This window comes from Francisella sciaenopsi (assembly GCF_045862875.1).
Lineage (GTDB): Bacteria > Pseudomonadota > Gammaproteobacteria > Francisellales > Francisellaceae > Francisella > Francisella sciaenopsi.
Window position 1 is genome coordinate 71,861 of the sequence record NZ_BTHG01000001.1, and the last position, 12,511, is coordinate 84,371.

The window sequence follows — 12,511 nt, forward strand, 5'->3', positions numbered from 1 at the left end:
ATGCTTAGAAAATTAATGGCTTTAGCAAGTGTTTTAACAATATTTACATTTAGTATGGCGGTTAGTGCTACGCAAAGTACAGATTCGGATTTAGACCCTGATATTTCAGACTCTGGAGAAAGTAGCTATGATCCTGATAATATTCGTAGACTTGAATCCAATGCTTATAGGAGAGTTTTTCCTAATCAAGATTATATATTCAATAAAGCTCCTTTGAGTGTTGAACAACAAGAAAAAATTGAAAAGCAAGCGATTCAGGATTTAGCAGTTAAAGAAGGTGAGGCTCTTACAGATGGTGAAAAACGTGCATTAGCTAAGAAGACCTTTGATACTAAAGTCAATCAAGCATTGAATATTAATGCTATAAAAACCTCATGGTTTAATGGCTTTAGGGTCAGTGAGACATTAACTCACGCCATGCTTAACGTACAGTCAGATACTGGAGATCCTTTATTTATGCTCCAAGCTAGACAACAAGGTATCTTAGATGATGACTATATCTATTTTGGAACTAAAATAGCTCTAATAGACTGGCAAAGATTAAATAAGGTACCGCCTGGAGGAGAAAATAAACTTTTTTCTTATGCGGTGGACTTTTATGCTGCTTCAACAATTTCTAAATGGTTTACATCTTTAGTTGGTTTTACATTATACCAAGATCATAGTGATGGCTTTAATATTGATCCTAATACGATATATTTAATTGTAGGAAATTTATCTGAAAGCCCATTTTTCGGTTATGTAGCAAACTCAACTGTAATGTATGGTAACTTTGATATTGTATCAAACTATGTTTCAACATTGACTAGAACATATTTTATGCAGTCTGGAGGTAATATAAATTTTTCTTACCATACTGAAGATCTGCATTTAAATGCGGTACTTCTAAATGCAAATTCTAATAGTTATTTTGGTGTTACTAATGCACAGAGTAAAAGTGGTGTAGGATTTTCTTTAAATAGTAAATATGTTTATGATATGGATACTGTTGGAGACTATCAATTTTTTGGAGCAGCATATTCAAATGTATCAGGTTTTCAAACTAAAAATGGTGGAAATGTTGGAGCATTTGATGTTAACTATGGTTTAGCTATTTCAGATATCAACTTTGAAGCAGAGGCTCTTTTAACAGATAGAGGAGTTGGAGGTATCAATAATTCTTCTTCTGTTAGCCCAAATAATATTGCAGGAGTTCCATTTTTTGGCTCAGTAAGACCTAGTGCTGCACTGATATATGATAATTTCTTAGGTACAGGAGAAAATGTAGGTTCCTGGTCTTTACAGTCAAGCTATACAGCAACAGTTTATGGCAAAAGACTTATTCCTTATATTGACTACTCACAGGTTTTGCAAAACAAATCAAACTTTGCTTATCAGTATGGAGCTGGTTTGAGATATAACGCTTTTTATGGTTCCTGGTTAGGTTTGGATTATACAAATATTTATTCACGCAGTAGTAATTTTAGAGAACGACAGAATTACCTTTCTCTAAACTACACTATATACTTATAGACCTGCACTGTTATAATTAAACGTTAGTAAAGTTAATGAGGTTTTTTGATGTCTAGGCAAGTTTTTATAGATACAGAGACAACTGGTTTTGATTATAAGATTGGTAATAGGATCATAGAATTTGGAGCAGTTGAGGTTATCGATAGAAAAATTACAGGTAATAATCTGCATTTCTATTGTAATCCTAATTATGAAGTAGAAGCTGGTGCATTAGCTGTTCATGGACTTAGTAATGAATTTTTAGCAGATAAACCACTTTTTGAAGAAAATGTTGAAAAAATGATCGATTTTTTAAAAGGTGCTGAAGTGATCATTCATAATGCAGCATTTGATGTGCCATTTATAAATTGGGAACTTGGGCTTCTAGAAAATAATAAATACGGTACTTTAGAGCAGCATGTTGCAAAAATTATTGATAGTTTAGAACTTGCTAGAAAAAAACATCCTCTTCAAAAAAATAATCTTGATGCTCTTTGTAAGAGGTATCACATTAGGAATGACCATCGTACTTTTCACGGAGCTTTATTAGACAGTGAGTTGTTAGCTGATGTCTATCTTGCTATGACTGGTGGACAGACTAATCTTGTTTTACAAACCACAAAAAATGCTAGTAAGAATAGTATAGATATTGACTTTGATAAGTTAAATTTGCGTTCAGCCTCAGAAAATATTATAAATATCTCAGCGCATGATAAATATCTTTGTGATATATTGAAATTAGAAGAGTCTGCTAAATGGTAAAAAAAATAATATTTCCTGAGGCTAACAAAGAAAGTTTATCTCATGTGGGTAAAGACTTCTTTGATCGAGATATATTTCTAGAAAAATCTACACATCTAGCGTGGTTAGAATTACATAAGGCAGCAACAAAAGAAGGTATTTTTTTATATATAGTATCGGGCTTTAGAAGCTATGAATATCAACAGAAAATAATAGATAGAAAACTAGCTAATGGCCAAACTCTAGAACAAATTATGAAAGTGAATGCTTTGCCAGGAGAAAGTGAGCATCATACAGGAAGAGCTATTGATTTAACTACTGATGGTGAAGAAGAGGTCTTAACAGAGTTGTTTGAGAGTACATTGGCTTTTAAATGGTTAAGCAAAAATGCTTATAGATTTGGATTTAAAATGAGTTTTCCTCGTGATAACGAATATGGATATATTTATGAACCTTGGCATTGGTGTTATCAAAAATGAAGAGAAATAAAATAAGTAGACTTCTAATACTAGTTATATCTATAGTTTTTTTAAACGCATGTACCACTACTGATAAAGAAGTGACAAAAATAAAATTTACTTCTTATAACTATCCTTGGATATTTGCTCCAGTAAGAAAGAATCTTGTGGAAAATAATATATCTGAGGCTATAAATAAAAATAATAATATTGCTAACATAAAGCAGTTAAAAAATCTTAATTATCTTGAATCAGGAAGATTGCTTCAGCTTAATGATAATTACCCAGAGTCAATAAAATTCTATGATAAAGCAATTCAATCTATACCAAAGAATGAAGAAGAATCACTAGAGCAAGCAAAGAAAATTTTATTAGATAAAAATACATATAATTATTATGATATTAGAACAGCATATAACATTCCTGATTATGCAATAAGCTTTTTGTATACATATCAAGCGCTTAATTATTTAAAAACAAATAATGTCGATCAAGCACTTAAATCATTAGATAGCTTAGGTACTGCTAAAATATGGCGTAATGAACAAGAGTTAATCGCAGGAGGCATGAAAGAGCTTGGTAAAGAAGATCTTGATAGAAATGATATTACTAATGATAATTTAGGGCTTGATAGCTTCAAATCATTAAAGTCGATGCTTGAATTTTCAGCAGTGATTCCAAATGCTTATGGTAATCCAATGACCTACTATCTAAAAAGTTTATTAGACTCAGCTATTTCAAAAAATTATCAAGAATCATTAAATGATCTTGAAAATGCTCAGAAGTATACAGTTGGTAATAGATATCTTGATCAAACTGCTAATGAATATCGATCTGCAATAATTGGAGAAATATCGCCTTTTTCTATGGGTATGGGAAGGGTTGTAGTTTTTTATGAACAAGGTCTTGTCAATATACGTAAGTCTGCCAAAGCTAATCTTGATCTAGGAGATATAGGAATTAGAAAAATGGAGTTTCCTGTATATAAAACTAAGTATAGTTTTTTTGATCCTAAGAGAGTAATAATATCATCAGGTGATAATATATTAGCGGATACCTATACAGAAACTTTACTTGATACGACTTTGTATGCCATGAAATCACTTATTGAAAGTTATTCAAAGGTTGTTACTCAGAATGTTGTGATCGAAGCATTCAAATATGATTATGATAAAAATTTCCCTTTAGGAGGTATTTTAGGCAGCCATTTAAAATTTGATTTGTCAAACACCGATCCAAAAAGAGCAGATATGAGATCGTGGTTGTTATTACCTAATAGCGTTGATTTATTTGAACAACAGATCGATAGTGGTAATTATACAATTCAAATTAATAATATTCGTCAAAAGATAGATGTAAAGCAAGGTAAAACTACTTTATTATGGATTGTAGATATTGGGAAGTTTAAAAAAGTATACTATTTCATTTTTTAAAATATAAAGTTAGTATTCTCATAGTTTTAAATTAATTAATTATTTCTATTTTTTAACATTTATTTATTAAGTATCTTCAAAATAACTAATAAATCTAACACGAATTATATTTACTCATAGCAGCCCAAGTGATATAAATTAAAGTACAAGAGGAATAAATTTGAGGTATTTATGAAAAATATCGTAGTACTTGGTGCCGGCAGAGTCGGGTCTTTAGTTAGTTGCTTACTAGTTGAAAGTGGTGATTATATTGTTCATTTAATCGATAGATATATTCCACATGACAAACCAATTTTAGAAAAAAATGTAGATAATTTGATATACGTGGAACTAGATGCCACTAATTCTTCAGACTTAAAAAACTATGTGCAGCAGAATGATATAAAAACTATAGTTTCATGTTTACCGTTTTTTCTTAATAAAGATATAGCTAAGATAGCAGGTGATTTAGGACTTAATTACTTTGATTTAACAGAGGATGTAGAAGCTACTAACTACATTAAAAATATAGCAGATAAAGCAGAAAATAGTTTCTTTGCACCACAGTGTGGCTTAGCCCCAGGATTTATTAGTATTGTATCTAATAATCTTATGCAAGAGTTCGACTCAATTGATACCGTACGTATGAGAGTAGGGGCTTTACCTTTAAATGTTTCAAATACACTTCAGTACGGTTTGACTTGGTCTACAGAAGGTCTTATAAATGAATATGCTAAGCCTTGTGAAGGAGTTGTTGATGGTGAAAAAAGAACTCTAGCTCCATTAGCTGATGTTGAAGAGATAAAAATAGATGGGCTTACTTATGAGGCTTTTAATACCTCTGGTGGTATTGGCTCGATGATCGAGACTTATGCAGGTAAGGTTAAAAACATAAACTACAAAAGTATCCGTCATCCAGGGCATTGTGATAAGATGAAATTCTTGATGCAAGATATGAAGCTAGGTGAAGATTTGGACACTATGGTTAAGATCATGGAAAGAGCGATTCCAAGAATTAATCAAGATGTAGTTCTTATATATGTATCAGTTGATGGTATCCGAAAAGGTCTAAAAGCAGAGCGTCATTTTGCACAAAAATATCCTTCAAAACGTTTGTTTGGTAAATATTTCTCAGCATTGCAATTAACTACTGCTACAAGCTTGTGTGTGAGTATAGACTTATTGCTGAACTCTAAAGATAATCCTATAGGATTTATAAACCAAGAGTCTATATGTTTACAAGAGTTTTATGATAATAGATTCGGTAAGTACTATAGAAATTCAGGACTTTTGATACAAGCAGATTAATTTGGGGGTAGTAATGAGTATTTTACAAGAATTAAATTTAGGTTTAGAAGCATATATAACTGATGATAACAAAAATGTTATAGAAACTTTAAGTCCAGCAACTGGTGAACTTTTGGCTAAAGTCAAAAATCAAAGTCTAGATGATATGCAATATGCTATTACAAAAGCTGCGGAGGCTGCTAAACAATGGCGTCAAATTCCAGCACCTAAAAGAGGTGAGTTGGTTAGACTGATTGGCGAAGAACTCCGTAAAAATAAAGATCATCTAGGAAGTTTAGTGTCTCTTGAGATGGGTAAATCGAAGCAAGAGGGTGATGGTGAAGTTCAAGAGATGATTGATATGGCAGATTTTGCTGTAGGACAATCACGTATGTTATACGGTGTGATGATGAATTCTGAGCGTCACGATCATAGAATGTATGAGCAATGGCATCCATTAGGAGTAGTTGGAGTTATTTCTGCATTTAATTTCCCTGTAGCTGTGTGGTCTTGGAATGCTTTTATAGCTGTTATTTGTGGTAATACTGTGGTGTGGAAACCTTCAGAAAAGACACCGTTATGTTCAATTGCTGTACACAATATATGTCAAAAAGTAATTCACGAGCATGGTTATCCTGAAATTTTTTATACAATAATTTCTAAAGAGATTGAAGTTTCAAAGGCATTAGTTAATGATGAAAGAGTAAACTTAGTATCATTCACAGGTTCTACAAAGGTTGGTCAAGATGTAGGGCAGCAAGTAGCTAAAAGATTTGGTAAGTCAATTCTAGAGTTAGGCGGTAATAATGCTACAATTATTGATGAATCAGCTAACCTAAAATTAGCAATACCAGCAGCTGTTTTTGGAGCAGTTGGTACAGCAGGGCAGAGATGTACTTCTCTAAGAAGACTATTTGTACATGAATCGATCTATGATTTGGTCAAAGATAAAATGGTCAATGCCTACAAACAAGTTACAGTTGGTGATCCACTAGATCAAAAAAATCTTATGGGACCTCTTATAGATCAAGCATCAGTTGATAATTTCTTAAAAACTGTAGATCAAGCTACAATAGAAGGTGGTAGAATTTTAACTGGTGGTAAAAAAATCGCAAAAGCTGGTTTCTTTGTTGAGCCAACCATAATTGAAGCAAACACTAATATACCAATAGTAGCAGAAGAAAATTTCTGTCCTATTTTATACATAATGCCATTCAAAGATATTGATGAAGCAATCAAACTCAATAATAGTGTTAGATATGGTTTATCAAGCTCTATATTTACTGATAATATCCAAAATGCAGAGAAATTTTTATCTAGTTTAGGTAGTGATTGTGGTATTGCGAATGTGAATATTGGTACATCAGGTGCTGAAATTGGTGGCGCGTTTGGTGGTGAAAAGCATACTGGTAGTGGTCGTGAAGCTGGTTCAGATGCGTGGAAAGCATATATGCGACGTCAAACTAGCACTATTAATTATGGTAAGGATTTACCGTTAGCACAAGGAATCAAATTTAATCTGGAGGATTAGTTTATGAGTTTTAAGATTTTAGATAAACTTTGGGATCAGTATATTGAGACTAATCCACATGTCAAGCAGGTTTATGACGCATTTGTAGAGGAGGGTGAAAAACCTGTTAATGACCATATAGCTTTAAGGACTTTAGATAATCCAAAAATAGATATAAATGTATTATCAAAGCCTTTTATAGATATTGGTTATAAGATATGTGGACATTATGACTTTGAGGTCAAAAAGCTAAAAGCCATACATCTTGAGCACAGTGATCATACTCAACCTAAAGTTTTTATTAGTCAGCTTTTGGTTAAGGAATTTAGCCCATTTTTACAAAAAACAATGGAAGCTTGTGTAGAAGCTATACCTAATAGTTTACTAAAAAATCCTGAAGCTTTGTTGACATCTGGAGCTAGTTGGAGTTTTATAAGTTACAAAACTTACCAAAAGCTTCTTGAAGAGTCTGAATATGCAGCTTGGTTTTATGCTTTTGGTTTTAGAGCAAATCATTTTACTGTTTTTATCAACGATTTGAAAAAATTTAGAGAAGTTTCTGAGGTTAATGATTTTCTAAAATTAAATGGCTTTGTATTAAATATTTCAGGAGGAGAAATCAAAGGAACACCCGCAGATTATTTAGAACAATCAAGTACTGTTTCGGGCAATTCTGAAGTTAAATTCATAGAAGGCAAGAAAGAGATTCCTTGTTGCTACTATGAATTTGCAAAACGTTATCCTGATCAGAGTGGTAAGTTATATCAAGGTTTTGTAGCCAAATCAGCAGATAAAATATTTGAAAGTACAAATGTCTCTAGATAATTAATCATTTTAAACTTAATTTTTCTTACTATATAAAAGATACATAGATATTTATCTTTGATAAAATATACCTATATAGGGTATATTGAGATTAAAGAAAATGTCTAATCCTTGCCATAAAAAACAACTTGGTAAATTAAATAGAGTTACTGGTCAAGTTGAAGCGATTAAAAATATGATCAACGATGAGCGTTACTGTGTGGATATAATCATACAGTTAAAAGCCGCTCGTAGTGCATTAAAATCTATTGAGTTAGCAATTCTAGAAACACATATGAAGTCTTGCTTAGAAAAATCTTGTCACCAGGATGCAGATATATCTTTAGATCAAAGAATATCTGAATTAATGAAGCTGCTTAAAAAATACGAGTAAGGAGAGAGTAATGAGTAAATCACAAGTAACTATTTATAGAATGGTTACTGATAAGCATATATGTCCCTTTGGTATTAAGGCAAAGGATTTATTAAGACGTAAAGGTTACTCAATAAAAGATATTCATCTTAAAAATAGACAAGAGATAGATGATTTTAAAGCTAAATATAATGTAAAAACTACACCTCAAATATTTATAGGTGAAAATAAAATAGGGGGATATGATGATTTACTTAAGTTTTTTAATTTAGCAAAAGATAAAAAAGAAAAATCTTATAAGCCAGTATTAGCTGTATTTGTAATGACTTTTTTATTAGCACTAGCATATAGTTATTCTATATTGGGTAATATTTTTGATTTGCTAGTTATAAAATTATTCATGGGCTTAAGTATTTCTTTCTTAGCAACACTAAAACTTCAAAATTTAGATAGTTTTTCAGACCAATTTATTACTTATGATTTATTGGCAATGAAATATGTACGATATTCATATATTTATCCATTTGCAGAAGCATTTGTTGGAATATGTATAGTTGCATCGATATTCAGTTATTTAGCAGCCATAATAGCTATTATCATTGGTCTAATTGGAGCTATATCTGTATTTTATGCTGTATATATCCAAAAACGTGATTTAAAGTGTGCATGTGTTGGCGGAGATAGTAATGTGCCTCTTGGCTTTTTATCATTAACTGAAAATATAATGATGATCGCTATGGGTATTTGGATGTTGTTTTTATAAAGGTTATACAAATGAAACAAAGAACTAAAGTAACAGCTATATTAATCATTTTTATAACATTAGCATCTATAGTAGCTATTTATCCTTACACAAATAGTAATAGCACAGAATTATTCGTTATAGATAAAAATCTAAAAGTAGATGGAAAAAATATATCTGTAAATACTATAGAACAGTCAGATGGGACTTGGGGTTATTATGCAACAATTGGTGATGAGTTTAATGTTACTGTCAAAAATAAATTAAAAGAGCCTATTGTTCTACATTGGCATGGCTTGCTATTACCAAATAAAGATGATGGTACAGAACTGACACAAGAATATATTAAGCCTAATAACTCATATTCCTATAAGTTTAAACTAAATCAAAGTGGAACATTTTGGATGCATTCTCACTATGGCTTTCAAGAGCAAACATATGTAGAGGCACCACTAATAATTTATCCAAAAAACTATAATAATAAAAATGATATTGTTGTGATGTTTCAGGATTTCAGTTTTAAGAAACCTGAAAAAATAATGAGTGATTTAAAACATAATGATAATAGTAATAGTAATGATCATATGCACCATATGCATAAGGGTGATATGGATATGAAGCCAAATATGCAGATGGATTTAAACGATGTTGAGTATGATGATTTTTTAACTAATTACAAAACAGATGATAATCCTGAGATTAAAACTGTCATACCAGGTCAAACATACAGATTAAGGTTTATAAATGGTTCTGCATCGACAAATTTCTGGATAAATTTAGGTGATTTAAAAGGCAAGGTTATTGCTGTAGATGGAGTAGATGTTAAACCTTATCAGAGTAATATTTTTCAGTTAGCAATTGCCCAAAGGATGGATATTGAGGTTACAATTCCTAAAGCAGGAACTTTTCCTATTTTAGGTCAAGTTGAAGGGCAGAAAAAACAAACAGGAATTATCTTAACTACTGATAAAAGTAATGAAGACCTTACAGTTTCTAAAGAAGCAAGTATCGATTTAGGGGCTTTTAATTATAAACAACTAGAGATGTTACATCCCAAAAAAGATTCTATCAAAGTAGATAATGTTGAAAAAACTATAGATTTAAAACTAACAGGTAATATGAAGGATTATGTTTGGAAAATTAATGATCAGACATGGCCAAATGTCACTCCTATAGAGTTAAAATATGGTAAGACGTATTTGTTTGAAATAGATAATGAGACAGAGATGCCTCATCCTATACACATTCATGGTCATGATTTTAAAGTTGTTAAAATTAACGGAAAATCTATAGATGATGGGGTTATAAGAGATACATTATATGTAGAGCCTAAATCTAGCGTAACCATAGCACTAAAAGCAAATGAGTTAGGAAAATGGTTTATTCACTGTCATATGCTTTATCATATGCATTCAGGAATGATGACTTTTATAGAAACCAAAAGAACTAATGTTTAACAGTATTTGAAATTATTTCACTAATTTTTATAAATAAATCTTCATAAATCGAGCTTTTACGCATAACTAAATCTATTTCTCTGAAGAAATCACCGTTATCAATATCGATATATTTAACATTTTCAGCTTTAGTACAAGCTGTCTTAGGAATTAATGTAACACCTTCATCAATAGATACCATCTGTCTTAGAGTTTCTAAGCTGCTGCCTTTGAAGTCATTATTATTAAAATCTTTTAATGAACACAATTTCAATGTTTGATCTCTTAGACAGTGTCCTTCATCAAGCAACATAAGATTTTGTTTAACAATCTCAGTTATACAAATTTTTTTATTTTTTGCTAGTGGATTAGTCTTTGCCACGGCTACATAGAATTTATCATCAAAAACTTTTTTTCTTTTAAACTGATAGTTATCCGTAGGAGTCGCCAAAAGAGCAAAGTCGATCTTACCTTGATCAAGCATATTTACAAGCGTATCAGTTTTTTCTTCAATTATAGAGATACTTAGATTCGGAAATTCTTTTTTGATTTCAGGTAAAACTTTTGGCATCAAGTATGGGCATAATGTTGGGAATGCTCCTATTGATATGCTTATTTTTCCATTATTTAAATGTAGTTCGGATATCTTTTTTAAATTTTTTACTTCATCTAAAATTTTATAAGCTTGATTAACTATTTTCATACCAGCTTTTGTAATTAAAACTTGTTTCGTACCACGCTCAAAGATTTGAATACCGATTAGTTCCTCAAATTTTTTTATTTGCATACTTAGAGCTGGTTGACTAACATAGCACTTTTCTGATGCTGTAATAAAGCTTTTAGTTTCATATACGGAAATGATATATTCAAGAGTACGAGTATTCATATAAGTAAAGCTTATAGTTTCTATAAAGATTATATATTTTAAATTATCTGTCAAAGTAATACAATATCAGTGTAACTTAACAAAAAAGGAGTTAGATATGACTAAAAGAGTTCCTAATGTAACTTTTAAAACTAGAGTAAGAGATGAAAGTATCGGTGGATCAAATCCATTTAGATGGCAAGATGTTACATCTGCAGATATTTTTGATAACAAAAGAGTAATAGTTTTTTCATTGCCAGGGGCATTTACTCCAACTTGTTCTACTTATCAGTTACCAGGTTTTGAAAATAATGCAGCTAGGTTTAAAGAGCTAGGAATAGATGAGATTTATGTTTTATCTGTAAATGATAGCTTTGTAATGAATAAGTGGATACAGGCTTTAGATGTTAAAAATATTAAACCGATTCCTGATGGTAATGGTGAGTTTACAGAAGCTTTAGATATGTTAGTAGACAAATCAAACCTAGGCTTTGGTAAAAGGTCTTGGAGATATGCGATGATCGTTAATAATCACGAAATCGAAAAGATGTTTGTAGAGCCAGGTAAGCGTGATAATGCTGAAGATGATCCTTATGGAGAGTCTTCTCCTGAGAATCTTCTAAAATATTTAGAAGCTAAATAGCGATAAACGGAGTCTTTAATGAGCAAAAAAGTAGTTCTAATAGGTGCTAGCGGAGTAATAGGGTCAGCAACTTTTAATAAGTTTATTAGTGCTGGTTATGAAGTTATTCCCGCAACATTTAGTGGAAGTAATGACTCACACCATATTGATATCGAAGATATGGAATCTATCGAGAATTTCTTTGAAAAAGTAGGTTCTTTTGATGCTTTAATATCTACTACTGGTAAAGTTGCTTTTAAAGCTGTTGATGAACTAACTCAAGAAGATTGGAATTTTAGTTTTAGAAATAAGCTACTTGGGCAAATTAATCTAGTGCAAATTGGTGCAAAATATATTAATAAAGGTGGTTCATTCACTCTAACTACTGGGATATTAAATGTTGAGCCAATTGCTTTGGGTGTTGCAGCAGCCACTGTTAATGCTGCAGTAGAAGGATTTGTAAAAGCAGCAGCTCTTGAATATAAAGATTTCCGTATTAACACTGTTAGCCCAACTGTAGTCAAAGAAGCATTAGCAAAGTATGGACCATTCTTTGTGGGTTATGAAGCTGTAGAAGCAGAAAAGGTAGCTAACGCATATCTAAAATCAGTAGCTGGTCTAGCTAATGGAATTGTTATAAAAGTTGGTTATTAATTTTTAATTATCAAAAAACTATTCTGCATTTGAAGTTCCTAATAATATTGACCAATTTATATACTATTTTAGTTAGTAATTACTTTTACGATTATATCTGATAATTATTGTTATAC

The 12,511-nt window shown here is 31.2% G+C and carries 13 protein-coding genes; 12 read left to right on the forward strand and 1 reads right to left on the reverse strand.

Annotated elements, in window-relative coordinates; all coding sequences use genetic code 11:
- From ACKTR7_RS00355 to ACKTR7_RS00400, 10 genes are all read left to right on the forward strand, one after another.
- A complete protein-coding gene (locus ACKTR7_RS00355; protein ID WP_407876504.1) occupies window positions 1–1,512 on the forward strand; it encodes a hypothetical protein in 1,512 nt (503 codons plus the stop codon).
- Between the two features lie 48 nt (window positions 1,513–1,560).
- Entirely contained in the window at window positions 1,561–2,253 is a 693-nt protein-coding gene (gene dnaQ / locus ACKTR7_RS00360) for a DNA polymerase III subunit epsilon (protein ID WP_407876505.1), read from the forward strand.
- Entirely contained in the window at window positions 2,247–2,711 is a 465-nt protein-coding gene (locus tag ACKTR7_RS00365; protein WP_407876506.1) for a M15 family metallopeptidase, read from the forward strand. Before dnaQ ends, ACKTR7_RS00365 begins: the two co-directional genes overlap by 7 nt.
- Entirely contained in the window at window positions 2,708–4,123 is a 1,416-nt protein-coding gene (locus tag ACKTR7_RS00370; protein WP_407876507.1) for a hypothetical protein, read from the forward strand. Before ACKTR7_RS00365 ends, ACKTR7_RS00370 begins: the two co-directional genes overlap by 4 nt.
- Before the next feature lie 171 nt (window positions 4,124–4,294).
- The gene (locus ACKTR7_RS00375) at window positions 4,295–5,410 is read left to right on the forward strand and encodes a saccharopine dehydrogenase family protein (protein ID WP_407876508.1); all 1,116 of its coding nucleotides are present in this window, start codon (window positions 4,295–4,297) and stop codon (window positions 5,408–5,410) included.
- Window positions 5,411–5,423: 13 nt separating this feature from the next.
- On the forward strand, window positions 5,424–6,920 hold the full coding sequence (amaB, locus tag ACKTR7_RS00380) for an L-piperidine-6-carboxylate dehydrogenase (RefSeq protein ID WP_407876509.1): 1,497 nt from the start codon (window positions 5,424–5,426) through the stop codon (window positions 6,918–6,920).
- Between the two features lie 3 nt (window positions 6,921–6,923).
- Window positions 6,924–7,724, forward strand: coding sequence for a DUF1338 domain-containing protein (locus ACKTR7_RS00385; protein WP_407876510.1), 801 nt, complete (start codon window positions 6,924–6,926; stop codon window positions 7,722–7,724).
- 100 nt (window positions 7,725–7,824) lie between these two features.
- Complete coding sequence (locus ACKTR7_RS00390; protein WP_012280937.1) at window positions 7,825–8,097, forward strand: metal-sensitive transcriptional regulator; 273 nt, start codon at window positions 7,825–7,827, stop codon at window positions 8,095–8,097.
- Window positions 8,098–8,107: 10 nt separating this feature from the next.
- Window positions 8,108–8,839: a MauE/DoxX family redox-associated membrane protein gene (locus ACKTR7_RS00395; RefSeq protein ID WP_407876511.1), complete on the forward strand. Its 732-nt coding sequence runs from the start codon at window positions 8,108–8,110 to the stop codon at window positions 8,837–8,839.
- 11 nt (window positions 8,840–8,850) lie between these two features.
- The gene (locus tag ACKTR7_RS00400; RefSeq protein ID WP_407876512.1) at window positions 8,851–10,275 is read left to right on the forward strand and encodes a multicopper oxidase family protein; all 1,425 of its coding nucleotides are present in this window, start codon (window positions 8,851–8,853) and stop codon (window positions 10,273–10,275) included.
- Here ACKTR7_RS00400 and oxyR read toward each other — a convergent pair.
- Entirely contained in the window at window positions 10,265–11,140 is an 876-nt protein-coding gene (gene oxyR, locus ACKTR7_RS00405) for an oxidative stress transcriptional regulator OxyR (RefSeq protein WP_407876513.1), read from the reverse strand. The two genes, ACKTR7_RS00400 and oxyR, sit on opposite strands and share 11 nt — an antisense overlap.
- Window positions 11,141–11,237: 97 nt before the next feature.
- Between oxyR and ACKTR7_RS00410 the strand changes: the two genes are divergently transcribed.
- Both ACKTR7_RS00410 and ACKTR7_RS00415 read left to right on the forward strand, forming a co-directional pair.
- Window positions 11,238–11,762 (forward strand): peroxiredoxin, encoded by a 525-nt coding sequence (locus ACKTR7_RS00410; protein ID WP_004287651.1) that lies wholly within the window; start codon window positions 11,238–11,240, stop codon window positions 11,760–11,762.
- Between the two features lie 18 nt (window positions 11,763–11,780).
- The gene (locus ACKTR7_RS00415) at window positions 11,781–12,395 is read left to right on the forward strand and encodes a short chain dehydrogenase (protein ID WP_407876514.1); all 615 of its coding nucleotides are present in this window, start codon (window positions 11,781–11,783) and stop codon (window positions 12,393–12,395) included.
- The last annotated feature ends 116 nt before the right edge of the window (window positions 12,396–12,511 follow it).